Here is a 24,358-nt window from a genome sequence, read left to right on the forward strand (position 1 = left end):
CCCTGTCCTGCCAAAGACAAAGGGCACCCCCGAACCCTTACCGATGAGGGAACCCCCTTCGACTGAGGAAGGCGGCGACATGACCGACCCCAACGCCATCCAGCCGAGCGCGCTCGACCAGCTCCCCGACCGTGACCCGGAGGAGACCGCCGAATGGCAGGCCTCCCTGGACGCGGTCGCCAAGGCAGCCGGCCCGCACCGCGCCGCATACCTGATGCGCCGCACGCTGGAGAGGGCCGAGGGCACCGGCATCGCGCTGCCCAAGCTCCTCGAGACCGACTACGTCAACACCATCCCGACCTCCGCCGAGCCGGCCGTGCCCGGTGACGAGGCGATGGAGTCCCGTATCACCGCGTGGAACCGCTGGAACGCGGCCGCCATGGTGACCCGGGGCAGCAAACACGGCGTCGGCGGCCACATCGCCACCTTCGCCTCCGCGGCCTGGCTCTACGAGACCGGCTTCAACCACTTCTTCAAGGGCAAGGACTCCGGGGAAGCGGCCGGCTCCGGCGACCAGCTGTACATCCAGGGCCACGCCTCCCCCGGCATCTACGCCCGCGCCTTCCTCGACGGCCGGCTGACCGAGGAACACCTCGACAACTTCCGTCAGGAGGCCGGCGGCAACGGACTCCCGTCCTACCCGCACCCCCGCCGGCTGCCCTGGCTGTGGGAGTTCCCGACGGTGTCCATGGGCCTCGGCCCGCTGTCGGCGATCTACCAGGCCCGCTTCAACCGCTATCTCACGGCGCGCGGCATCAAGGACGTCTCGAACTCGCACGTCTGGGCCTTCCTCGGCGACGGCGAGATGGACGAGCCGGAGTCCACGGCGGCACTCGCCCTGGCCTCCCGCGAGGGCCTGGACAACCTGACCTTCGTCATCAACTGCAACCTCCAGCGCCTCGACGGCCCGGTCCGCGCCAACTTCAAGATCGTGCAGGAGCTGGAGGCCCAGTTCCGCGGCGCCGGCTGGAACGTCGTCAAGACGCTGTGGGGTACGGCGTGGGACGAGCTGTTCCAGCTCGACACCACCGGCGCGCTCGTACGCCGCCTGCGCGAGGTACCCGACGCGCAGGTGCAGACGTACCAGACCCGCGACGCCGCCTACATCCGCCAGGACTTCTTCGGGGCCGACCCCGCGCTGGCCGAGATGGCGAAGCTGCTGAGCGACGACAAGATCCTTGAGTGCTTCCACCTCTCCCGCGGTGGCCACGAGGCCCGCAAGGTGTACGCCGCCTACAAGGCCGCCGTCGAGTTCAAGGGCGCGCCGACGGTCATCCTGGCCCAGACGGTCAAGGGCTTCACCCTCGGCGAGGGCTTCGCGTCGAAGAACGCCAACCACCAGATGAAGAAGCTGACGGTGGACGAGTTCAAGGCGATGCGCGACCTGCTGGAGCTGCCCATCAAGGACAGCGACTTCGTCGACGGGGTCGTCCCCTACGGCCACCCCGGCGCCGACTCCCCCGAGGTCCGCTACCTCCAGGAGCGCCGCGCGGCCCTCGGCGGCCCGGCCCCGGCCCGCCGCGTGCACCCGGTGGCCCCGCTGCCGGCCCCGGCGGAGAAGGCGTTCGCGTCCTTCGACAAGGGCTCCGGTTCGCAGAACGTGGCGACCACGATGGCCTTCGTCCGCCTGATCAAGGACCTGGTCCGCGACAAGGAGACGGGCAAGCGCTGGGTGCCGATCGTCCCCGACGAGGCGCGCACCTTCGGTATGGAGAGCCTGTTCCCGTCGCTGGGCATCTACTCGCCCAAGGGCCAGACGTACGAGCCGGTCGACCGCGACCAGCTGATGTACTACAAGGAGGCCAAGAACGGCCAGATCCTCAACGAGGGGATCACCGAGGCCGGTTCCATGGCCGACTTCATCGCCGCGTCCACCGCGTACTCCACGCACGGCGAAGCGATGATCCCGTTCTACATCTTCTACTCGATGTTCGGCTGGCAGCGCACGGCCGACCAGATGTGGCAGCTCGGCGACCAGCTCGGCCGCGGCTTCCTGGTGGGCGCGACGGCGGGCCGTACGACGCTGACGGGTGAGGGCTTGCAGCACGCCGACGGCCACTCGCCGGTGATCGCGGCGACGAACCCGGCGGCGCTGACGTACGACCCGGCCTTCGCGTACGAGGTCGCGACGATCGTCAAGGACGGTCTGCGCCGGATGTACGGCGAGGCGGCGCCGGGCGAGGACCCGAACGTCTTCTACTACCTGACGGTCTACAACGAGCCGCTCCCCCAGCCCGCGAAGCCGTCCGGGCTCGGCGTCGACGAGGGCATCGTCAAGGGCCTGTACCGCTTCAACACGGCGGAGTCGGCCGAGCTGTCCCCGGCGGCCAACGCCCCGCGCATCCAGCTGCTGGGCTCCGGTACCGCGATCCACTGGGTGCTTCAGGCGCAGAAGCTGCTCGCCGAGGAGTGGGGCGTGGCGGCCGACGTCTGGTCCGCGACGTCCTGGACGGAGCTGCGCCGGGACGCGCTGGAGGCGGACGCGGCGCTGCTGCGGGGCGAGGAGCGGGTGCCGTACGTCCGTCAGGCGCTCCAGGGCGCCGAGGGCCCGGTGCTGGCGGTCTCCGACTACATGCGCCAGGTTCCCGACCAGATCGCGCAGTGGGTCGAGCAGGACTACTCCTCGCTGGGCGCGGACGGCTTCGGCCTCTCCGACACCCGCGAGGCGGCCCGCCGCCACTTCGGCGTCGACGCCCAGTCGATCGTCGTCGCTGCCCTGGCCCAGCTCGTGAAGCGGGGCGAGGTCAAGGCGACGGCGGTGAAGGAGGCGCGGGAGCGCTACGGCCTGTAGTCGGCGGTTCCTCGCCCCCGCCGCCCCTACCCGTCCCATCCCTCTGGGGCTCCGCCCCAGACCCCGCTCCTCAAACGCCGGAGGGGCTGAGTTCTTTCAGCCCGTCCGGCGTTTGAGGACGAGGCCCGCAGGGCCGACAGCGGGGTCTGGGGGCGCAGCCCCCAGGGACGGGACGGGTAGGGGCGGCGGGGGCGAGGCAGTATGGGCGCATGCGTGCTGCCCGGCTCATCAAGATGGTGCTGCTCCTCCAGTCCCGGCCCTCCATGACCGCCGCCGAACTCGCGCGCGAGCTGGAGGTGTCCGAGCGGACCGTCACACGGGATGCGCAGGCGCTGTCGGAGGCGGGCGTTCCGGTGTACGCCGACCGGGGCCGGGCCGGCGGGTACCGGCTCATCGGCGGATACCGGACCCGTCTGACGGGGCTCGGACGGAGCGAGGCCGAGGCGTTGTTCCTGTCCGGGGTTCCGGGCGCGCTGCGCGAGATGGGCCTGGAGGACGCCGCCTCCGCCGCCCGGCTGAAGGTGTCGGCGGCCCTCATGCCCTCCCTGCGCGACGCCTCCCGCTCCGCCGCCCAGCGGTTCCACCTGGACGCACCGAACTGGTTCAAGGAACCGAAGGCCCCCGACCTGCTGCCGGCCGTCGCGGACGCGGTGTGGGACGACCGTCGGATCGTGGCCCGCTACCGGCGCGGGGAGCGCGAGGTCGAGCGGGAGCTGGAGCCGTACGGGCTCGTGCTGAAGGCGGGGGTCTGGTACCTGTGCGCACGGGTCGCGGAAAACGGCGGACGCGACGGTCACGGCGGTCACGGCGGTCACGGCGGTCACGGCTCGTATCGGGTGTACCGCATCGACCGCTTCACGGCAGTGGTCCCCGCCGACGGGCGGGCCGAGCGGTTCGAGCGGGACGAGGAGTTCGATCTGCCGGGTTTCTGGGACGAGCGGGCCGAGCAGTTCGCGCGTTCCCTGCTGCGGGCCGAGGTCGTGGTGCGGGTGTCGCCGGACGGGGTGCGCCGGTTGCCGTACGCCGTCGATCCGCACTCCGCGCGGGAGGCGCTCCGGGCGGCGGGCGCCCCGGACGGGGACGGCTGGGTGACACTGACGCTCCCGGTGGAGTCCGAGGAGGTCGCCCACACCCAGCTCTCGGCACTCGGCCCGGAGATCGAGGTGCTGGCGCCGGAGGAACTGCGGGAGCGTTTCGCGAGGGACGCGATACGACTGGCCGCGCTGTACGGCTCAGGTACGGCACGCCGATAACAATCCGCCTCACTCCACGTGCGTCCCACCCCCACAGGGCCGATGCTTGACCCGTGATGGACGAGACGGAGTTCTGGGAGCTGGTGGACGGCGCCCGTGAGGCGGCCGAGGGCGATCCCGAGGAGCAGGCCGACCTGCTCGTGGACCGGCTGCTCCAGCAGGACCCCGACGCGGTGCTCGACTTCGCCCGTCACTTCGAGGCCCGCTACAACCGCGCGTACACCTGGGATCTGTGGGGCGCCGCCTGGGTTCTGCTGGACGGCGCCAGCGACGACGCGTTCGACTTCTTCCGGTGCTGGCTGATCGGCCAGGGCCGCGAGATCTACGAAGGCGGTGTGCACGACCCCGACTCGCTCGCCGATCTGCTGGACGACTTCGACGAGGAGTTCGACGGCGACGCGGAGGAGCTCGGCTACGCCGCGGACGAGGCCTACGAACAGCTCACCGGCGCCGTCGCCCCCGACCTCGGCATTCCGCCGGCCCCCGCGGAACCGGAGGGCACGCCGGTCGACTTCGAGAACGAACGGGCGCTGGCGGAGCGGTATCCCAAGCTGTGGGAACGGTTCAAGGACTGAGCCGTCGCGGCTGGGCCACGGCGTGGTGCGCTCTCGCTGTTGCTTACCTGTTGCTCATGATCCCCTCCGGTCAGTGCCTGGTGACCGACATCACCGGGTGGGCCGGGAACGTTCACACCCCGTCTCTTGACCCGTTCCGTGAGCTCCGGCTTAGGGTGGCCGCCCCCGACCAGGAGCACCCCGCCCATGACCAGCCTGTTCGTGCGGGAGATACCGCGCGCGGAGCACCTCGCCCAGCTGCGGCGGTATCCCGACGCGAGCCATCTCCAGATCCCCGAGTGGGGCGACGTGAAGCCCGACTGGCTGCCGGAGAGCGTCGGCTGGTTCGAGGACGGGGAGTTGGTCGCGACGGCGCTCGTCCTGTACCGGCCACTGCCCGGGACCAGGCGCTTCCTGGCCTACCTGCCCGACGGCCCCGCGATCGACTGGCGTACGCCGCGCCTGGAGCGCTGGCTGGACCCGCTGGTCACCCACCTGAAGAAGATCGGGGCGTTCTCGGTCCGGATCGGCCCGCCCCTCGTCGTACGTCACTGGGACGCGGCGACCGTGGCGAAGGGCGTCGCCGACCCCGGCGTACGTCATCTGCGCGATCTGCCGCCGGACGGCATCGACGGCTACGCGCTCGACGTCGCGGAGCGGCTGGGGCGACTCGGGTGGCGGCGGTGCGAGGAGGACGACGGGAGCGGCTTCGGCGTCGGTCAGCCGCGCTACGGCTGTGAGATCCCGTTGGCGGGGCGCTCGGTGGACGAGCTGCGCGGGGCCCTCGCGCCGCACTGGGAGCAGTCCCTGCGTACGGCCGAGGCGGCGGGCGTCCGTGTCTCCTGGGGCTCGGCCGCCGACCTGCCCGAGTTCCACCGCCTCTACACCGCGACCGCCGCCCGCGACGGCTTCAGGGCCCGCCCGCTGGACTACTTCCGGCGCATGTGGGCGGCCCTGAACGCCGAGGACGACGACCGGCTGCGGCTCTACGTCGCCGAGTACGACGGCGAGGTGCTCTCCGCGGCACTCATGATCAGCGTCGGCTCCCGCGTCTGGCACTCGTACGCCGCGTCCGGCCGCCGGGGCCGCGAACTGCGGCCCAGCAGCGCACTGCTGTGGCGCATGCTGGGCGACGCGCGAGCCGCGGGCGCCAGGACCTACGATCTCCGCTCCATCACCCCCACCCTCACCGAGGACCGGCTGCGCGGCCGGCTCGTGTTCAAGACGGGAGCGGGCGGCCGGGCGGTGGAGTACCTCGGGGAGTGGGAGCTGCCGGTGGGGAGTCAGGGGAAGGTGCTTCAGCGGGCGTTGGGGGTCTATCTGGGGCGGCGGTGAGGGCCCTCTTGTGAGCCGGCACGGGGAGGTCATGGGGAGGGGCGCGGACCGCACTCACGGCGCTGTGCAGGTCAGCCTCTGCCCTGTAGCCGGGCCGCCGTCGCCCTGATCTCCGGGAGGCGGGCGGTGAGGGCCGCACCCGGGCAGCTCGTCATGTAGCCCTCGTTGTGGCCGGCGACGGCCGGGAGCGGGGCGGTGGCGCCGGAGGCGTAGCGGCTCTGGCTGTTGCTGGAGGTCAGCCGGACCTTCGCGCGCGGGTCCGTGTCGGAGATGCCCAGCTTCCACGCGGCCAGCGCGGCGATCGAGTCGGTCATGGCCTGGGGCACGGGCACCCCGGCTGTGAAGGTGCCGATGGCGGCGATGCCGGTGGTGCGGTGGTTGAAGCCCTGGGTGTGGGCGCCGGTGACCGGGCGGTCGATGCCGCCCGCACGGCCCTCGTAGATGGTGCCGCAGCGGTCGACGAGGAAGTTGTAGCCGATGTCGTCCCAGTCGCGGGACCCGGTCTGGCCCGCGTACACGTACCGGATGATGCGGGGCACGTCGGCGCAGTCGTAGCCGTTGGGCGAGTCGGTGTGGTGGACGAAGACGGCGACGACCCTGTCGTCGTAGCGCGGTGGTGGCTGGGCACGCCGGGTGTCGTCGTCCAGCCAGGCCGACCTCGGGACGATGGGCGGCCGGGGTGCCTGGTGCGAGGCTGCGGGACGCGCCGCGACGGGCCGCGCGGAGGCCGCGACGACGCGTTCGACCCCGCTCGCGCACAACGCCAGCGCGAGGACGGCGGCGAGGCCGGGCAGACAGCCGAGCAGCACGAGCAGAACGGGCGGAGCACGCCACCCCCGCGGGGCCCGCAACCAGCCCAGGGACTGCAACCCGGCGCTGGGCGGGCGCCGGCTCCGGGACTGCGCCCGGGCCCGGGACACCCGTCGAGCCCGGTCATGCCACCGGGCCCGAGGCCGTGGCCGACGCCGGGGCCTGGGGCGGGGCCGGGTATGGGTACCGGTACGGGTACGGGTACGAGGGCGCGGCGAAGCACCGCGCGCCGGCCCGGCCCACCCGTCCGGCACGGCCTGCTCCGCTCCCCCGCCCGGCTCCTCCCACCGAGCCGGTCGCCCGCCCTCGGCCGACCGATCCCGGACGATCCGCTCATCCGCCCGGCACACCCCGGGCCCGTGCGCACCGCCCTGCAAGGGGGCGACGTCCGGCACGCGCGGCGTCCCCTGCCCGCCACCCACGCCGCCCGGTCCCCGCGGCACCTCCCGCCCGCGGCCACCCGCACCCGGATCGCGGGAAGCCCCCGGCAAGGGGCCCTCGGCCACCCCCCGGCACGCGGTCTCAGCCCCCGGCCGCACCGGCCCGCCCCTTCGCACAGCCCACGCCGTCCCCGCAGCCCACGGTATTCGTACGACACGAGGTCCTCGTCTCCCCCGTGTTCGCCGGAAGACCCCTCGGGTGGTCCGTCGGAAGGCACGCATGGTCCTACTGTCCGACGGATCACGTCCGCCCGCGATGTGTGGTGTGACACGCCGTGGAACCATCGTCCCGGTCCGGGGCGTTTCTCCAGGTGAACGCGGCGTGGCCGGTTCCTGGCGGCATGTGTTCGTGTGCTGATCAACGGGCGCCTTACGCGCGTACTAAGGGGTCCGAGAGAAAGGCGGCTCTGTGGACCTGCTCGACATCCTGCTGTTGCTGGTGATCCTGGCCTACGCGGCGTCCGGCTACCGGCGCGGACTGGTGGCCGGATGCGTCTCGCTGGCCGGTTTCGTGGGCGGTGCGGTGATCGGCGTATGGATCCTGCCGTGGATGATGGACCTGGTCACACCGGGTACGACGCAGGCGACCGTGACCGCTGTGCTCACGGTGCTGGTCCCGGCCGTGGTGGTGCACGAGCTGGCCGGCCGGCTGGCCCTGCGGCTGCGCCGGGAGCTGGACCGCGGGCCGCTCCGGGTGGCCGACGGCGTCGGCGGGGCCGTGGCCAACTCGGTGGCCGTGCTGATCGTGGCCTGGGTGGCCGCGAGTGTCCTCGCCGCGTCCTCCTCCTCGATGCTCACCTCCGCGATCCGGGACTCCCGGCTGCTCGGCACCGTGCAGGACGCCATGCCGGACACGACACCGGCCTGGTTCTCGCGGGCCACCACCGCCCTCACCGAAGCCGGTTTCCCGCAGGTCTTCAACCCGTTCGAGAACGAGTCGACCGCCGAGGTCGCCAAGCCCTCCGGCGACAGCGTCACGGCCGCCGCGACGAACGCCGCCAAGCTCAGCACCGTCAAGATCGAGGGCGTCTCGGGCACCCAGGGCCGCGAGGGCAGCGGCTTCGTCTACGCCCCGCAGCACGTGATGACCAACGCGCATGTCGTGGCCGGCATCGACGAACCCGGCGTCCGGGTCGGCGGCGTCGGGCGGTCGTACGAGTCACGGGTGGTGCTCTTCGACCCGCAGCGGGACGTGGCCGTGCTCTACGTCCCCGATCTGCGCGCCCCCGTCCTCCGGTTCGACGACGACGCCACGCGCGGCGACTCGGCGGTCGTGGCCGGCTATCCGGAGGACGGCGACCTCAACCTCCAGGCGGCGACCGTCGCGAACCGGGTGCGGGCGACCGGCCAGAACATCTACAACGACGCGACCGTCACCCGCGAGATCTACTCGATCCGCTCCACCGTCCGCCCCGGCAACTCCGGCGGTCCGCTGCTGACCACCGACGGCAAGGTGTTCGGCGTCGTCTTCGCCCGTTCCACCTCCGACGACGAGACGGGCTACGTCCTGACGGCGGCCGAGGTCGCCTCCGACGCGAGGCGCGCGGCGAACGCGACGGCGCCGGTGGACACGGGCGACCTCGTCACGTCCTGAGGCGTCACCTCACCCACGCGTCCGCGCCGTCAGAGACCGCGCCCCATGAGCACGTCGTCCACATACGCCCCGTCCAGGAAGAACTCCTCGGGCAGAACCCCCTCCACCACGAACCCCTCGGACTCGTACAGCTTGCGGGCCGGTGTGTTGTGGCCGAGGACGCGCAGGGTGAGCCGGCGAGCGCCCCTGCGGCGGGCCTCCCCGACCGCCGCGCGGATCAGCGCCCGGCCCACGCCACGGCCACGGACCTCGTCGGCGACGGCGAGGCCCTGGATCTGCCGGACGTGCGCGTTGCAGGCGAGCGCGGTGGCAAGGGCCAGCCGGACGTAGCCGACGATGCGCCGTTCCGACTCCGCGACCAGATGGTCCTCGGGGGCGTGCCGCTCGTCGAAGAACGGCCGGTAGGGCGGCCGCGGTCGCGGCATGACCGAGTGCAGCGGGGACCACGTGACTCGGTCGAGACGGGCCAGCTCCTCCTCGTCGTCGGGCAGGGCGGCGCGTATACGGGGTACGTACGGATCGGACATGGGCGTCACCCTACGACCGGGGGCCGGGGAGCCGACCGGGATTCTGTGTGGTCAGAGGCAGGATGAGGTTATGGAACTCTCAAGAATCGCGGTGGCCGGCTCCTCCGGGCTGATCGGCGGCGCCCTGGTGCGGTCCCTGGTCGCGGACGGGCACGAGGTGGTGCGGCTGGTGCGCCGCGCGCCCCGTTCGGCGGACGAGGTCCGCTGGGATCCCGAGCGGCAGTACGTGGACGTGGCCGGGCTCGCCGGGTGCGACGCCGTGGTCAATCTCGCCGGTGCGAACGTGGGCTCGCGGCGCTGGACGGAGGCGTACAAGGCGAAGCTCCGGAGCGGCCGCGTGCTGGGCACGGCGGCGCTCGCCAAGGCGATGGCCTCGCTGGACAAGCCGCCGCGGGTCTTCGTGAACGGCAGCGCGATCGGCTACTACGGCGGGACCGGCGAGCGGACCGTCGACGAGGGCGCGCCGCCCGGGGAGGGCTTCCTGCCCTCGCTGGTCGTGGACTGGGAGGGTGCGGCGACGCCCGCGCAGGAGGCGGGCGTCCGGACGGTGTTCCCGCGCACGGGGCTGGTGGTGGCCCGGCGGGGCGGGGCCTGGGGACGGCTGTTCCCGCTGTTCAAGGCCGGGCTGGGCGGCCGCATGGGCGACGGGCGGCAGTACTGGTCGTTCGTCTCGCTGCACGACGAGGTGGCCGCGATCCGGCATCTGATCGACACCGACGGCCTGTCGGGGCCCTTCAACGTGACCGCACCGCAGCCGCTGACGAACCGTGAGATCACCGAAGTCATGGGGCGCGTGCTGCACCGACCGACCCTCTTGGCAGTCCCGGCGCCCGTCCTGCGCGCAGTCCTCGGCGAGATGGCCGGGGACGTACTGGGCAGCCAACGGGTCCTGCCGAAGCGCCTGCTGGAGTCGGGCTTCACCTTCGCGTTCCCGGACATCGAGGGGGCGATCCGGGCGGCCCTCGCGTAGCGGAGGGGGCGGCGTGGCGGCCGCACAGTGACGCCCGAGCAGGAGCGGACGTCCGTATGCGACCGTCGTGCGACCGTGCTCTGTCCATGCGCGACTGTTTCTGACCGATCACGGCCCTAACCTCGACCCGAACTCGGGTATCTCCGACGCCTGTTGGGGGCATGACGTCTCCACCGGCCGCGCAAACCTCGAGGAGGGGCACGTGCTTGAGCCCGCTTACCAGGCGGACGTCGTCATCGTGGGAGCCGGGGTCGCCGGACTCTCCGCGGCGCATCGGCTGACCAGCGCAGGAGTGAGGACCGCGGTCCTGGAGGCCGCCCCCTGTCCGGGCGGCCGCATGTCGACCGAGAAGGTCGACGGGTTCCGGCTCGACCGCATCGGACAGCTCCTGTCGACGTCGTATCCGGAACTGCGTCTGACACCCGGCCTCGACGCGCTGGCGCTGCGCACCTTCGCGCCGGGCGTACTGCTGCACAGCGACGGGCGCCGGCAGCGCGCGGGCGCGTTCGCCAAGCCACGGAGCGCGAGGGGCGCACTCCATGCGGTGCGCGCCCTGGCGAGCGCCCCCAGGACGCCCAGGACGGCTTCCGTACGCGGCATGCCCGGGCCGGCGACCCTGCCGAGGGTGCGCGCCGGCGCCCCGCTGGGCACCGCCGTCGACCAGGCCCGGCTCGGCGCCGCGCTCGCCCGTCTCGCCACCGCCCCCGTAGAACGGCTGCTGGCCCGCCCGGAGTTGCCGGCCGCGCAGGCCCTCGCGGAGCGCGGCGTCCCCACCCGCACGATCGACGGCTTCCTGCGGCCGCTGCTCGCCGCGCTGCTGTGCGACCCGGAACTGACGACCTCCAGCCGGTGCGCGGACCTGGCACTGCGCGCCTTCGCGAGCGGACGCCTGTGCGTGCCCGAGGGCGGCGCCGAGGCACTGCCGGAGCTGCTGGCCCAGGCACTGCCGCCGGGCACCGTGCACACCGGCGTACGCGTCACGTCGATCGCCACGACCTCCGTCACCACCGCCGAACACGGCGAGCTACGGTGCCGGGCCGTCCTGCTGGCGACGGACGCCCGGACCGCCGCCGAGCTCCTGCCCGGCCTGCGCGTACCCGACTTCCACCCGGTGACCGTCGTCCACCACACGACCGACGAACCGCCCACGACCGGCGCCTCGCTCCTGCTCGACGCCGACCGGGGCGGCCCGGTCGCCCACACGGCGGTGATCAGCCAGGTGGACCCGACCCGCGCACCGGCCGGCCGGGCACTCGTCTCCTCGACGGTCCTCGGCACCCCGTCGCCCGACATCGACACGGCCGTGCGCATGCACCTGTCCCGCCTCTACGGCACCTCCACCACGCGCTGGGAGACCCTCGCCGTACACCACACCCCGGAGGCCGTCCCCGCGATGCGCCCACCCCACGACCTGCGCCGCCCGGTACGCCTGCTGGCGGGCCTGTACGTCTGCGGCGACCACCGCGACACCAGCACCATCCAGGGCGCCCTGCACTCGGCCCACAGGGCCGCGGCGGCGATCCTGACGGACCTGGGGGCAGCGGGCTCACTGAACAGGGCTGAACCCTTAAAGGCGGCGGCGTAAACGCCCCAAGGGGCGCGGGGCTGTGTCGATTTGCGGCTCCGCCGCGGGCGCGACCAGCCACGACGAGAGCCGCACGCGGCACACAACCGCTCGAAGTTACGACGAGCCCCCTACAGCAACGCCGCCACCTTGTCCCGATACCCCCGCACCGGGGCCGCATCCCGATACGGCTCCAACCGACGCTCGAAGTCCCGGACATACTCAGCCGCCCGAACCGACCGCATCTCCGCGGCAGCGCCCGCAGCCTCCGCCCCCAGCACACACGCCTGATCGAGCTCACCCAGCCCCAGCCGCGCGGAGGCGAGCACGACCCGGCAGAACAGTCGACTGCGGGCATAGGCGGGGGCCCGCAGTTGCAGAGAGCGCTCGGCGTGCTGCGCCGCCGCCCGGAACTGCTGAAGATCCCGGTGGCAGTGCCCGAACTCGTCGGCGAGCTGCGCCTCGTCGAAGAACCGCGCCCAGTGCGGCACGTCGTCGCCGGGCCGCGCCGCTTCAAGGGCGCGCTCGGCCCGGACCAGGGAGGCCGTACAGGCGCGCACCTCGCCCAGTACGCCGTGCCCGCGCGCCTCGCACGCGTGCAGCAGGGCCTGCACGACCGGTGGCGCGCTGGTGCCCACGCCCTGCTGGGCCACCCGCGCGAGCTGGACGGCTTCACGGCCGTGCGCGAGGTAGACGGCCTGGCGGCTCATGGTGACCAGGACGTACGAGCCGAACGCCCGGTCCCCGGCCGCCTGCGCGAGCCGTAGCGACTGCACGAAGTAGCGCTGGGCGAGCCCGTGCGCCGCGATGTCGAACGACGTCCAGCCCGCGAGCCTCGTGAGGTCGGCGGCGGCCTGGAACAGCCGGCGGCCGGTCTGCTCGCCGTAGGTGCCGCGCAGCATCGGCTCGCACTCGTGCTCCAGGTAGCGCACGAGCGCCTGGCGGGCGTGGCCGCCGCCGTACATGTCGTCGAGGGAGCGGAACAGCTCGCCGACCGACCTCAGCGCGGCGATGTCACCGCCGGTGACCTTCTGGCCGGGGCCGCGCTCGGCCTGGCTGCGCTGGCGGGGTACGGCCGCGGGGCGGCCCTGGACCGGGATGCGGGCGAGCGGTTCGCCCCGGGCGACCTTCTCGTCGGCGCGGCCGATCAGCCAGTCCCGGCTGGGCACGACGAGGCCGGCCGGCGTGAAGGCGATCTTGCGCAGTTCGGCGTGGCTGCCGGAGTCCTTGCGCCACAGCCCGCTGACGATGTCGACGGCCTCCTCGGGGGTCGCGGCGAACTCCAGCCCGGCGTAGACGGGAGCGCAGGCGTCCAGGCCGAGGTCCTGGGCGGAGAGCCGGCGGCCGAGGCGACGGGTGAAGACCTCGGCGATGAGGGCGGGCGTCGTGCCGCGCGGCTGCTGCCCGCGCAGCCAGCGGGTGACCGATGTCTTGTCGTATCTGAGATCAAGCCCGTGTTCGAGGCCGAGCTGGTCCACCCGGCGGGCGAGACCCGCGTTGGAGAATCCCGCTTCTGCGATGAGCGCGGCGAGCTGGCGGTTGGGAGTGCGCTGCGCGGGTCGTTCCGTCATCTGCGGTGCGGTCTCCTGCCTTTGGGCCCTCGCCTGGCCGGTGCGGCCGCGGGTGCCCGGATTGCCGGTGAGCAGCCCTTTTGGCCTGCCCGAACGGCGCGAATGTAGCGGAGAGTAAGCAGTCGATCGCACATTTCGCCGCCCATTCATCCGATCGTGTGAGGATTGCCCTACTGGGCTGACGCAGACCGTGAGACGTCACCCGAACAAGCCGGTCGTACAGTGGCGTAGGCACGCTTTGTGCCTTACGACTTTCCGGTGCTTCTAGGGAGGCGCTTGCCGTGAGTGAGTTGCGGTTCGTCCGTATGGGGTTCGGCGCGGACGCCGTCGAGTACCAGGAGGCGTGGGACGAGCAGCGCCGGGTGCACGCGGCGCGGTTCGAGGACGAGCTCCCCGACACGGTCCTGCTGCTCGAACACCCCCCGGTGTACACGGCGGGCCGGCGCACGGCGGACAACGAGCGGCCCCTGGACGGCACTCCGGTCATCGACGTGGACCGCGGCGGCAAGATCACCTGGCACGGCCCGGGCCAGCTCGTCGGCTACCCCATCCAGAAGCTGCCCCGCCCCGTGGACGTCGTGGCGCACGTACGGCGTCTGGAGGAGGCCCTGATCCGCACCTGCGCGGAGTTCGGCCTGGAGACCAGCCGGGTCGAGGGCCGCAGCGGGGTCTGGGTCCTCGGCGACCCCGTGGAGCGGCGTCCGGCGCTCGGCGGCCTCGCCCTGGACTTCGACCCCCGGCTCACCGACGAGGAGTTCGACCCGCGGCTGAACGGCCCCGCGTACGCCCCCTCCAACGCCGGCCAGCGGCGCGAGGACCGCAAGATCGCGGCGATCGGGATCCGGGTGGCGAAGGGCGTCACGATGCACGGCTTCGCACTGAACGTGAACCCGGACAACAAGTGGTTCGACCGGATCATCCCGTGCGGGATCCGGGACGCGGGGGTCGCCTCGCTGGCGGGCGAGCTCGGGCGGGACGTGACGATCGACGAGGTGCTGCCGGTGATGGAGCGGCACCTGAAGGACGTACTGGAGAACGCGGACCTGAAACCCCGGGAGATCGACAAGACCCCGGCCGCATAACTCAACCCCGTTCCCTCGCCCCCGCCGCCCCTACCCGTCCCGTCCCTGGGTGCTCCGCCCCCAGACCCCCGCATCGGCCCTCCGGGCCTCGTCCTCAAACGCCGGACGGGCTGGAGAACTCAGCCCCTCCGGCGTTTGAGGAGCGGGGTCTGGGGCGGAGCCCCGGAAAGAGGCTCGGGCTGTATCGATATGCGGCTCCGCCGCGTGGGCGCGCCCCCCCACTCGCCCGCACCCGAAGAACGACCCGGGGTCGAAGGGGCGGAGCCCCTGGGGATGGGACGGGTAGGGGCGGCGGGGGCGAGGGAACGTGGGGTTCGGAGGAATGCGCCGACGTTCCGCAAGGTTGCCCAGCCCGGAGACGCAAAACGCACGGGCGTACCCTGGTGTACGCCGAAGAATCGAAGCTACAGGGAGCCGACGTGTCCGCAGTCTCACCCGACGGACGCAAGATGCTGCGCCTGGAGGTCCGCAACAGCCAGACCCCCATCGAGCGCAAGCCCGAGTGGATCAAGACCCGGGCGAAAATGGGTCCCGAGTACACGAAGATGCAGAACCTCGTGAAGAGCGAGGGCCTGCACACGGTCTGCCAGGAAGCCGGCTGCCCGAACATCTACGAGTGCTGGGAGGACCGCGAGGCGACCTTCCTCATCGGCGGCGACCAGTGCACCCGCCGCTGCGACTTCTGCCAGATCGACACCGGCAAGCCCGAGGCCCTCGACCGCGACGAGCCGCGCCGCGTCGGCGAGTCCGTGGTCACCATGGACCTGAACTACGCCACCATCACCGGCGTCGCCCGCGACGACCTCCCCGACGGCGGCGCCTGGCTGTACGCCGAGACGGTCCGCCAGATCCACCAGCAGACGGCCGAGCGCGAGGCCGGCCGTACCAAGGTCGAGCTCCTCGCCCCCGACTTCAACGCCGTACCGGAGCTCCTGGAGGAGGTCTTCGCCTCCCGCCCCGAGGTCTTCGCGCACAACGTCGAGACGGTCCCCCGGATCTTCAAGCGCATCCGCCCCGGCTTCCGCTACGAGCGCTCCCTGAAGGTCATCACCGAGGCCCGCGACTACGGCCTGGTCACCAAGTCCAACCTCATCCTCGGCATGGGCGAGACCCGCGAGGAGATCAGCGAGGCGCTCCAGCAGCTGCACGACGCCGGCTGCGAGCTGGTGACCATCACGCAGTACCTGCGCCCGTCCGTCCGCCACCACCCCGTGGAGCGCTGGGTCAAGCCGCAGGAGTTCGTGGAGCTGAAGCAGGAGGCCGACGAGATCGGCTTCTCGGGCGTCATGTCCGGGCCCCTGGTGCGCTCCTCGTACCGCGCCGGACGGCTCTACCAGATGGCCATCGAACAGCGCCGCTCAGCTGCTCCGCAGCGGGGCGGTTCCTACGTCGCCTCGCAAGCCGTCTGATGGCACGGAGTGCCACTGCGTGCGTGTGAATCTGCGCACAAGCAACTACCCCTCGGTAGCCGCCGATTGACGCGGTCCTGGACGTCCCCGCAGATAGGGGGCCCATCAGGGCCGCGTCAAGCATTTCGGGCCACACATCAAGGCTTCATTGGTGTTTGACCGGTCGGTCACGCCCTGGTAACACCAATCAGTGACCCTGGTTGTACACCCCGTGCACCACTCACCGAAGCCGCCATTCCCGAGGGGGGACCTCCACCATGCAGGCCGCGCCCGTTCGCGCCACCGCCATCCCGTCGTTCACCACTGCACTGCGTGCCGTCGAGTCGCTGCTCATGAGCAGCGGTCAGCGCACCGCCCGTCGCAACGCCTGGACGTCCGTGCTGGAGGACCGCCGTCGCGCCAAGGACCGGGTCGAGGCACAGCGCGTCCTGGACCAGGTCACCGTCGTCCGCCCCTGACCCCTCCCCCCTCCGTCACGGCACCGCCGTCGTCGGTGCTCCCCGGGCCACGTAGACTTCGTGGCATGGCGAGGAAGGACACGGCAGCGGACGCTGCGAACCCCGGGCGACTCAAGCAGATCGCTCTGACCTACAAGATGACCCGCAGGGCCGACAAGAAGATCGGTCTTGTACTCGCGGCTGTCGGAATCGTCACCTTCGGTGTCTTCCTCGCGATCGGTTTCTTGATCGGTCACCCCATCTATCTCGGCATCCTGGGCCTGCTGCTCGCCTTCCTCGCGTCGGCGATCGTGTTCGGGCGCCGGGCCGAGCGGGCGGCCTTCGGGCAGATGGAGGGCCAGCCGGGCGCGGCGGCCGCCGTACTGGACAACATCGGCCGCGGCTGGACGACGACCCCAGCGGTGGCGATGAACCGCAGCCAGGACGTGGTGCACCGGGCCGTCGGCAAGGCCGGCATCGTCCTGGTCGCCGAGGGCAACCCGAACCGGGTGAAGAGCCTGCTGGCCGCCGAGAAGAAGAAGATGAACCGCATCGTCGCGGACGTGCCGGTGCACGATCTGATCGTCGGCGTCGGCGAGGGCCAGGTCTCGCTGAAGAAGCTGCGGACCACCATGCTGAAGCTGCCCCGCGTACTGACCGGCCCCCAGGTGACCGCCACCAACGACCGGCTGAAGGCCATGGGCGACCTGATGAGCAACATGCCGTTGCCGAAGGGGCCCATGCCCAAGGGCATGAAGCTGCCGAAGGGCGGACCGAAGGCCCGTTGATCTCCCTCGCACGAGAAAGCTCGTACGAGGAAGGGGGCGCCCGGATCACTCCGGGCGCCCCCTTCCTCGTGCTCTCGTACGACTGCTAGATGCGCACTTCCACGGTCCGCGCCAGCCGGTCGTGCAGGCCGCGCCCGTCGCGGTCCCAGATCAGGGCCGGGATCGCCACGCACAGCAGGGCCGTGCGCACCAGGGCGCGCAGCGGGTTGACCGTGCCGGTCTCCAGGGTGACCACGCGGAGGCCGAAGAGGCGCTTGCCCGGGGTGAAGCCGACGGTGCCGACGGTCAGGACGCCCATCAGGAAGAAGAGGAGCAGCGCCCAGTTGCTGGTCGCCTGGCCGTAGCCGTCGGTGATGAGACCGTATGCGATCAACAGGCTGATGCCCCAGTCGACGGCCAGCGCTCCGAGCCGCCGTCCCGGGCGGGCGATGGAGCCCGGCCCCTCCTGCGGAAGGCCGAGTTGCTGACCCCGGTATCCGAAGTCGACACCCGCGTCCTCGGCGGCCGCGCGGGGGCCCGAGAGCCAGGATCCGATTGCTTGCCTCTTGTCCACGCATCCACGGTACTGGGCGCGTTTTGCGATACGGACAGGTGGGGTGCGGTACGGGATGTCCGGTTAACGTATGCGAAACAAATGGGTCACGCCCGAGAAATCACCCGTCCCTAGGGTCGAGGACAGCGTGTGCCACCGCACTGGCCGCACGAACGAACTACCACCCCGGTCGGACGGTCGGGAGTAGGAGGAGCTGGATGTTCCAGAACGCCGACGAGGCCAAGAAGTTCATCGCGGACAAGGACGTCAAGTTCGTCGACGTCCGTTTCTGCGACCTGCCGGGCGTCATGCAGCACTTCACGGTGCCCGTCGAGGCGTTCGACCCGGACGAGGAGCTCGCCTTCGACGGATCGTCGATCCGTGGTTTCCAGGCGATCCACGAGTCCGACATGGCGCTGCGCGCGGACCTGTCGACCGCCCGGGTCGACCCGTTCCGCCGCGACAAGACCCTCAACATCAACTTCTTCATCCACGACCCGATCACGGGCGAGCAGTACTCCCGTGACCCGCGCAACGTGGCGAAGAAGGCCGAGGCCTACCTCGCCTCCACCGGTATCGCGGACACCGCGTACTTCGGTCCGGAGGCCGAGTTCTACGTCTTCGACAGCGTGCGTTTCGCCACCACGTCGAACGAGTCCTTCTACCACATCGACTCCGAGGCGGGCGCCTGGAACACCGGCGCCCTCGAGGACAACCGTGGTTACAAGGTCCGCTACAAGGGCGGCTACTTCCCGGTCCCGCCGGTCGACCACTTCGCCGACCTGCGTGCCGAGATCTCCCTGGAGCTGGACAAGCAGGGCCTGAAGGTCGAGCGCCAGCACCACGAGGTGGGCACCGCCGGCCAGGCCGAGATCAACTACAAGTTCAACACGCTGCTCGCCGCGGCCGACGACCTTCAGCTCTTCAAGTACATCGTGAAGAACGTCGCCTGGCGCAACGGCAAGACCGCGACCTTCATGCCGAAGCCGATCTTCGGTGACAACGGCTCGGGCATGCACGTCCACCAGTCGCTGTGGACCGGCGGCCAGCCGCTGTTCTACGACGAGGCCGGCTACGCGGGCCTGTCGGACACCGCCCGTTACTACATCGGCGGCATCCTCAAGCACGCCCCGTCGCTGCTGGCCTTCACCAACCCGACGGTGAACTCGTACCACCGCCTGGTCCCGGGCTTCGAGGCGCCGATCAACCTGGTGTACTCCCAGCGCAACCGCTCCGCCGCGATGCGTATCCCGATCACGGGCTCCAACCCGAAGGCCAAGCGCGTCGAGTTCCGTGCGCCCGACTCCTCCGGCAACCCGTACCTGGCCTTCTCGGCCCTGCTGCTCGCGGGCCTGGACGGCATCAAGAACAAGATCGAGCCGGCCGAGCCGATCGACAAGGACCTCTACGAGCTGGCTCCCGAGGAGCACGCGGGCGTGGCGCAGGTCCCGACCTCGCTCCCGGCCGTCCTCGACTCGCTCGAGGCCGACCACGAGTTCCTCCTCCAGGGCGACGTCTTCACGCCGGACCTGATCGAGACGTGGATCGACTACAAGCGCACGAACGAGATCGCTCCGTTGCAGCTGCGTCCGCACCCGCACGAGTTCGAGCTGTACTTCGACGTGTGATCGACACCGTCGACACCGTCGACGCCTGATCCATGCATCGCGCCCGCGCCCCCGCTGTCGTACCGACGGCGGGGGCGCGGGCGTATGTTCTATTCTTTGGTTGAGACGACACGGGGGTGGACGGGATGCCGGAGCGCCGCGAACAGGACGACCAGGAGCGCGAGTTCGACCTGAGGTGGGCGGACGACGCCGAGCACAAGGAGCCCTCGGCGCGGGCCCGGATGCTCGCCGCCCGCTGGAAGGACAACCCGCCCGGTCCGGTGCCGTTCCGGGCCGAGCCCGATCATGTGGCGCGGCGGCAGCGCCGGTCGGGCTGGGTGTCCACGGCCATCGTGCTCGGCTGCGTCGCCGGGGTGATCGTGCTGCTGGGCTACATCAACTTCCGCACGTACTGAGACCGGGCGGCCTTTGCCGGCCCTGGGGCCGATCACGACCCGTTCATGGGGGTCACCGGGTGCACACTGGGCAGTGGGACGAGTGCCTGAGTGTGCGCGGGGTGATGCGAGATGCAGAGCCGGTTCCGGAGTGACCGGCGGTTGACCGCCCGGATGGGGATCACTCTGGTTTTGCTCGGGTTGTTGTACGTGGCGTTCATCGCCGCGTTGATCGTGCTGCTGAAGTCCTGGGTGCTGGTCGTGGTCGTGGCGGCGGCGCTGCTGGGGGCGCAGTACTGGTTCTCCGACCGGGTCGCGCTGTTCGCGATGCGGGGGCGGGTCGTGGAGCGGGAGGAGTTTCCCGAGCTGCACGGGGTCGTCGACCGGCTGTGTGCCCTCGCCGACATGCCGAAGCCGGTGGTCGCCGTGTCGGACATGGACATGCCGAACGCGTTCGCCACCGGGCGGAATCCCGATCACGCCGTGGTCTGTGTGACCACAGGGCTGCTGCGGCGGCTGGAGCCGGACGAATTGGAGGGTGTGCTCGCGCACGAGCTGTCGCATGTGGCGCACAAGGACGTCGCCGTGATCACCGTCGCCTCGTTCCTCGGGGTGATCGCCGGGCTGATCGTACGGTTCGCCTTCTACTCGCAGCTGTTCGGCGGCGGGCGCCGGGACCAGAACACCGCCGTCGTCTTCGCCGCCGTCATGGGGGTGTCCGCGGCCGTCTACGCGATCAGCTACCTGCTGATCCGGGCCCTGTCCCGCTACCGGGAGCTGGCCGCCGACCGGGCCGCGGCGCTGCTCACCGGGCGGCCCTCGGCGCTGGCCTCCGCGCTGACCAAGGTCTCCGGCGACATCGCCCGGATCCCGACCAAGGACCTGCGGACGGCGCAGGCGTTCAACGCCTTCTACTTCACGCCCGCCCTGGGCCGGGAGCCCGGCGTCGCACGGCTCTTCTCCACCCACCCCAGCCTGGAGCAGCGGCTCGACCAACTGGGGCGGATCTCCGCCGAGCTGGGCGAGGCGGCGGCTCCCGGAGGGGTGTGAGCATGGGGCTGCTGGACATCCTGTTCGGCCGTACGAAGCCGGTCGCGCCCGATCTCGACCAGCTCTTCGGGCTGCCGTCGGCCGCGGTGACCCTGGAGGCGTCGGCCGGGTTCCGGCCGACCGGAAGCGGGGCGGTGTGCTTCGCCACGGTCGAGGGCGCCGTGTTCGAGCAGACGCACCGCGAGGTGCAGGCGCTGCTCGACGCGGACGCCGAGCGCGAGGGGCGGCCGGTGCGGCTGGCCCGGGACGACTACGGCTACTCGTGGCTGGTCTCCACCCGCAAGCCCGACGATCTGCCGGAGCTGGTCAACGACCTGCACGCGGTGAACAGCGCGATGGAGGTCAACGGCTTCGGGCCGCAACTGCTGTGCTCGCTGGCCGGGTTCGAGGACGACGCGGGCAGACGGCTCGCCCTCGTCTACCTCTACAAGCGGGGCACCTTCTACCCGTTCGCGCCGCTGGCCGGCACCGCGGAACGGCGTGACAACCCGTTGGAGCTGCGGGTGAAGGCGGCCCTCACGAACGACCTGCGGATCGAGCAGGACCTGGGCCGCTGGTTCCCGCTGTGGGGCGCCCCCGGCCTGTGACCGGGGGCGCCTCGGGCTGCCGACGGGCTACCAGCGGAACTGGTCTCACTTGCTCTTCTCGCGCTCCTGACGACGGGCTTCGAGGGGGCGCTCGCGGCGGTAGCGGCGCTCCCACTTGGCCTGCATGTCACGGCGGTCGCGGTAGGAACGGTAGTCCGCGGGCGCGGAGCCTCCCGCCGAGGCCCCTCCCCCGGATCCGCCGCTCGGCGCGGAGGCGCTCCGGCCGTATTGCAGGTAGAGGAAGAGCACCGCGACGGCGGCCAGCCAGTAGAGGTGGTTGTCGAATCCTAAGATCACCAGGACGACGGTCCCGGACATGACGATGGTGCCCATCACGGGCCTCCGTGAGCGTGGATCGATGCTGGATCTTGAGCGGTGGACGATGTCCCGACGGGGCGCTGGGGAGGGGCGACGGTCCGTCGATGCGTAGAGACTAGCCCCGAGTCCGCAGGGCGACGCCTGCCCTGCGCGAAGCGGCGTGAGCTGCTCCGTTACGCGTGTCCAGCGTAGGGATCCGGTCACCGGGGGTGCATCCCCTTTTCCCGTGACCCGGGTGCCGTGCGCGGCCGCGGTGGTCAGACTCCGGGCGCGGCGCTGATCACGCCGGCGCTGACGGCCGCGCCCAGGGTCGTGTGGTCGGCGACGGTCTGGTCGGCGTAGGCCAGGGCGAACTCGGTGACCGCGCGGTCGAAGGTGTCCGCGCCGCCGAGGTAGCCGGCGATGGCGATACGGTCGCCGGAGCGGGCGTGCGCCCGGGCGAGGGCGGTGCCGCACAAGCGGGCGTAGGCGAGGAGGTCGTCCGGGCTCATCCCGGCCACGTCGGCGGACCCCTTCATGTCGCGCAGCTGACGCCAGTAGAAGGCGCGGCCCTGCGGCCCCGACATCCAGCCGAGGAAGATGTCACCGGCCGCCTGCAACAGCCGCTGCCCCGCGACCACGCGGTGGCCGGGGTGGACGTACGGTCCGCTCGGCAGATGCTCCTCCAGTACGGACGGCCGCGCCTCCTTGAGCTGGAGGAACAGCGGGTCGTCGGTGTCCCGCCCGGCGAGCAGCACGATGAAGCAGCGCAGGCCGACGCTGCCGACGCCGACGACCTTGCGGGCGGCGTCGACGAAGCGGTAGCGGTCGAGGAGCAGGCGGCGTTCCTCGCAGAGGGTCGAGCGGTAGTCGCTGAAGATCTTGCGCAGCGAGGCCATGTCGGACATGCCCGCGGGTTCCAGGAGCGGCGGGTCGTGGATGATGCGGCGGCGGCCGTCGACGACCTCGGTCAGCCGGTCGAAGGCCCGCAGGCTGGTGCGGCGGCGGGCGCGGCCCAGGCTGGCCTCCGCGCGGCGGCGGTCGCGGGCGGAGCGGACCAGGGGCAGAAGCTGCTCGGCCTGGATGCTCGTGTACCAGACGTCGAGTTCGCCGCGCCGGGCCAGTCGCCGCATGGTGGTGCGGTACGCCGCCACGGCCGCGAGGGCCGCGCGGCCGGCCTTGGCGTCCGGGTGGCCGATCTCGCGGGCGGCCACGGCGACCGAGGTGGCGAGCCGTTTGACGTCCCACTCGAACGGCCCGCAGAACGTCTCGTCGAAGTCGTTCAGGTCGAAGAGCAGGGAGCGCTCCGGGGAGGCGTACAGGCCGAAGTTGAGCAGATGGGCGTCGCCGCAGAGCTGCACGGTGAGGCCTGTGTGCGGGGCGGCGGCGAGGTCGGCGGCCATCACGGCGGCGGCGCCGCGCAGGAACGCCAAGGGGGACGCCGCCATCCGGCCGTACCGGATCGGCAGCAGCTCCGGCAGCCGGTCACGGCCCTGGCGTTCGAGTACGGCGACGGGGTCGGGGCGGTCGACGGAGGGGACCCAGGCGGCGTGTGCGGAGCGGGCGACCAGCTTGCGGGCCGTCTTGCCGCGCAGGGCCCGGTCGGCAGGGGTGGCGGGGGTCGTCATGGGCAGACGGTCCTGTGTACGGCCTCCCGGTGCGCCCGGTATGGGTACGGCCTCCCCGTTGACCGGCCTTCGTATGCCCTGCCTGCCCATCGCGCCTCCCGCCGCCACGCCCGCTCGGGGCGAGGTCCGTCGCCTCCTGATCGCAGTGAAGGCGGGGCAGGGGGTGGACGCATGCCGGGTACGGCGAACGGGTGACGGGGTGACGGTGCGGGCGGGGCCGTTGTCAGTGGGGTCGGGGAGGATGCGGTCACCGGTGCGTGACGGGTGGAGGCCGCGATGGGTGGAGGTCGGGATGGGTCGTGACGGGCTGCGGTACGTCGGGGTGGCGGAGCGACGCGCTCGGCTGGGGGTGCGGCATCGGCTGGCCGGAGCGGCGCGGGCGGGGAGCCCGCAGGAGGTCGCCGACTCGCTCGTCGCGCTGCACGGGACCGATCCGGCGACGGTGTACCTGGCCGTGGGGGCGCGGCTGGCGGAGCCCGCGAAGACCGTCGCGGAGACCGAGCGGGCGTTGTACGTGGAGCGGGCGCTGGTCCGGATGCACGGCATGCGGCACACCGTGTTCGTCTTCCCCACCCGTCTGACGGCCGTCGTGCACGCCTCGACCGGCCTCGCGGTCGCCGCGCGGGAGCGGGCCTCGCTGGTCAAGCAGATGGCGACGGCGGGGGCGCCGGACGCGGCCTGGCTGGCGGAGGTCGAGGCGTCGACGCTGACCGCGCTCGCGCGACGCGGACAGGCCACGGCGGCCGAACTCGCCGAGGACGAGCCGCGGTTGCGCGAGCAGTTCGTGTACGCGGCCGGCAAGAGCTACGAGGGGCTGCACACCGTCTCGACGCGGCTGCTGCGGGTGCTGGGCGTCGAGGGGAAGGTGGTGCGGGGGCGGCCGCTGGGCTCCTGGACGTCCTCGCAGTTCCGGTGGGCACCGGCGCCCGAACACCCCGAGCTGGACGTCGCCGGGGCACAGGCGGAGCTGCTGCGGAACTGGCTCGCGGCATGCGGGCCGGCGACCGAGGCCGATCTCAAGTGGTGGACGGGGTGGCGGGTCACCGAGGTGCGCCGCGCGCTGGCCGCGATGGGGGCACAGGCCGTCTCCCTCGACGAGGGGACGGGGTACGTCGTCGACGGCGACCTCGATGCGGT

At 71.8% G+C, this 24,358-nt stretch carries 22 protein-coding genes; 16 read left to right on the forward strand and 6 right to left on the reverse strand.

Annotation, left to right across the window (positions count from 1 at the left end):
- The first annotated feature begins 79 nt into the window (after positions 1 to 79).
- The 4 genes from aceE (at position 80) to KUM44_RS19970 (ending at position 5,933) form a co-directional block, all read left to right on the forward strand.
- Positions 80 to 2,791 (forward strand): pyruvate dehydrogenase (acetyl-transferring), homodimeric type, encoded by a 2,712-nt coding sequence (aceE, locus tag KUM44_RS19955; protein WP_217209498.1) that lies wholly within the window; start codon positions 80 to 82, stop codon positions 2,789 to 2,791.
- A gap of 209 nt (positions 2,792 to 3,000) precedes the next feature.
- Positions 3,001 to 4,044, forward strand: a complete 1,044-nt coding sequence (locus KUM44_RS19960; protein WP_217209500.1) for a YafY family protein — start codon at positions 3,001 to 3,003, stop codon at positions 4,042 to 4,044.
- A gap of 56 nt (positions 4,045 to 4,100) precedes the next feature.
- Positions 4,101 to 4,619 (forward strand): DUF4240 domain-containing protein, encoded by a 519-nt coding sequence (locus tag KUM44_RS19965; RefSeq protein ID WP_217209533.1) that lies wholly within the window; start codon positions 4,101 to 4,103, stop codon positions 4,617 to 4,619.
- Positions 4,620 to 4,805: 186 nt separating this feature from the next.
- Entirely contained in the window at positions 4,806 to 5,933 is a 1,128-nt protein-coding gene (locus tag KUM44_RS19970) for a peptidoglycan bridge formation glycyltransferase FemA/FemB family protein (protein WP_217209502.1), read from the forward strand.
- A gap of 71 nt (positions 5,934 to 6,004) precedes the next feature.
- On the opposite strand, the gene KUM44_RS19975 is transcribed toward KUM44_RS19970, so the two are convergent.
- A complete protein-coding gene (locus KUM44_RS19975; RefSeq protein WP_254389768.1) occupies positions 6,005 to 6,784 on the reverse strand; it encodes a peptidoglycan recognition protein in 780 nt (259 codons plus the stop codon).
- 808 nt (positions 6,785 to 7,592) lie between these two features.
- Between KUM44_RS19975 and KUM44_RS19980 the strand changes: the two genes are divergently transcribed.
- Positions 7,593 to 8,777 (forward strand): MarP family serine protease, encoded by a 1,185-nt coding sequence (locus tag KUM44_RS19980; RefSeq protein WP_217209504.1) that lies wholly within the window; start codon positions 7,593 to 7,595, stop codon positions 8,775 to 8,777.
- A gap of 29 nt (positions 8,778 to 8,806) precedes the next feature.
- On the opposite strand, the gene KUM44_RS19985 is transcribed toward KUM44_RS19980, so the two are convergent.
- Complete coding sequence (locus KUM44_RS19985) at positions 8,807 to 9,304, reverse strand: GNAT family N-acetyltransferase (protein WP_217209507.1); 498 nt, start codon at positions 9,302 to 9,304, stop codon at positions 8,807 to 8,809.
- 70 nt (positions 9,305 to 9,374) lie between these two features.
- Here KUM44_RS19985 and KUM44_RS19990 point away from each other — a divergent pair, with 70 nt between their 5' ends.
- Entirely contained in the window at positions 9,375 to 10,274 is a 900-nt protein-coding gene (locus tag KUM44_RS19990) for a TIGR01777 family oxidoreductase (protein WP_217209508.1), read from the forward strand.
- Positions 10,275 to 10,476: 202 nt separating this feature from the next.
- A complete protein-coding gene (locus KUM44_RS19995) occupies positions 10,477 to 11,859 on the forward strand; it encodes an NAD(P)/FAD-dependent oxidoreductase (protein ID WP_217209509.1) in 1,383 nt (460 codons plus the stop codon).
- 110 nt (positions 11,860 to 11,969) lie between these two features.
- On the opposite strand, the gene KUM44_RS20000 is transcribed toward KUM44_RS19995, so the two are convergent.
- Entirely contained in the window at positions 11,970 to 13,409 is a 1,440-nt protein-coding gene (locus tag KUM44_RS20000) for a regulator (protein ID WP_217209510.1), read from the reverse strand.
- A gap of 281 nt (positions 13,410 to 13,690) precedes the next feature.
- Between KUM44_RS20000 and lipB the strand changes: the two genes are divergently transcribed.
- The 4 genes from lipB to KUM44_RS20020 all read left to right on the forward strand — a co-directional run bounded on the left by lipB (position 13,691) and on the right by KUM44_RS20020 (position 17,125).
- Complete coding sequence (gene lipB, locus KUM44_RS20005) at positions 13,691 to 14,491, forward strand: lipoyl(octanoyl) transferase LipB (protein WP_217209511.1); 801 nt, start codon at positions 13,691 to 13,693, stop codon at positions 14,489 to 14,491.
- Between the two features lie 419 nt (positions 14,492 to 14,910).
- The gene (gene lipA, locus KUM44_RS20010) at positions 14,911 to 15,900 is read left to right on the forward strand and encodes a lipoyl synthase (RefSeq protein WP_217209512.1); all 990 of its coding nucleotides are present in this window, start codon (positions 14,911 to 14,913) and stop codon (positions 15,898 to 15,900) included.
- 257 nt (positions 15,901 to 16,157) lie between these two features.
- Complete coding sequence (locus KUM44_RS20015) at positions 16,158 to 16,358, forward strand: hypothetical protein (RefSeq protein ID WP_217209513.1); 201 nt, start codon at positions 16,158 to 16,160, stop codon at positions 16,356 to 16,358.
- Positions 16,359 to 16,423: 65 nt separating this feature from the next.
- Positions 16,424 to 17,125 carry a DUF4191 domain-containing protein gene (locus KUM44_RS20020; RefSeq protein ID WP_217209514.1) on the forward strand — a complete coding sequence of 234 codons (702 nt, stop codon included), beginning with the start codon at positions 16,424 to 16,426 and terminating at the stop codon, positions 17,123 to 17,125.
- 85 nt (positions 17,126 to 17,210) lie between these two features.
- Here the strand turns inward: KUM44_RS20020 and KUM44_RS20025 are convergent, their stop codons facing one another.
- Positions 17,211 to 17,678: an RDD family protein gene (locus tag KUM44_RS20025; RefSeq protein ID WP_217209516.1), complete on the reverse strand. Its 468-nt coding sequence runs from the start codon at positions 17,676 to 17,678 to the stop codon at positions 17,211 to 17,213.
- Between the two features lie 197 nt (positions 17,679 to 17,875).
- Between KUM44_RS20025 and glnA the strand changes: the two genes are divergently transcribed.
- The 4 genes from glnA (at position 17,876) to KUM44_RS20045 (ending at position 21,296) form a co-directional block, all read left to right on the forward strand.
- Positions 17,876 to 19,285: a type I glutamate--ammonia ligase gene (gene glnA / locus KUM44_RS20030; RefSeq protein WP_217209518.1), complete on the forward strand. Its 1,410-nt coding sequence runs from the start codon at positions 17,876 to 17,878 to the stop codon at positions 19,283 to 19,285.
- 125 nt (positions 19,286 to 19,410) lie between these two features.
- A complete protein-coding gene (locus KUM44_RS20035; protein ID WP_217209520.1) occupies positions 19,411 to 19,680 on the forward strand; it encodes a hypothetical protein in 270 nt (89 codons plus the stop codon).
- Between the two features lie 111 nt (positions 19,681 to 19,791).
- Positions 19,792 to 20,709, forward strand: coding sequence for a zinc metalloprotease HtpX (gene htpX / locus KUM44_RS20040; protein WP_217209522.1), 918 nt, complete (start codon positions 19,792 to 19,794; stop codon positions 20,707 to 20,709).
- A gap of 2 nt (positions 20,710 to 20,711) precedes the next feature.
- Entirely contained in the window at positions 20,712 to 21,296 is a 585-nt protein-coding gene (locus KUM44_RS20045; RefSeq protein ID WP_217209523.1) for a hypothetical protein, read from the forward strand.
- A 45-nt stretch (positions 21,297 to 21,341) separates the two neighbouring features.
- On the opposite strand, the gene KUM44_RS20050 is transcribed toward KUM44_RS20045, so the two are convergent.
- Together KUM44_RS20050 and KUM44_RS20055 are read right to left on the reverse strand one after the other, a co-directional pair.
- Positions 21,342 to 21,629 (reverse strand): hypothetical protein, encoded by a 288-nt coding sequence (locus KUM44_RS20050; RefSeq protein ID WP_217209525.1) that lies wholly within the window; start codon positions 21,627 to 21,629, stop codon positions 21,342 to 21,344.
- Positions 21,630 to 21,871: 242 nt separating this feature from the next.
- Positions 21,872 to 23,221 carry a DUF2252 domain-containing protein gene (locus tag KUM44_RS20055; protein ID WP_217209526.1) on the reverse strand — a complete coding sequence of 450 codons (1,350 nt, stop codon included), beginning with the start codon at positions 23,219 to 23,221 and terminating at the stop codon, positions 21,872 to 21,874.
- A 292-nt stretch (positions 23,222 to 23,513) separates the two neighbouring features.
- Here KUM44_RS20055 and KUM44_RS20060 point away from each other — a divergent pair.
- Positions 23,514 to 24,358, forward strand: an 845-nt coding sequence (locus KUM44_RS20060) for a DNA glycosylase AlkZ-like family protein (protein WP_217209527.1), incomplete at its 3' end; no start/stop codon positions are given.

The organism is Streptomyces sp. AC550_RSS872, from assembly GCF_019049285.1.
Classification (GTDB): domain Bacteria; phylum Actinomycetota; class Actinomycetes; order Streptomycetales; family Streptomycetaceae; genus Streptomyces.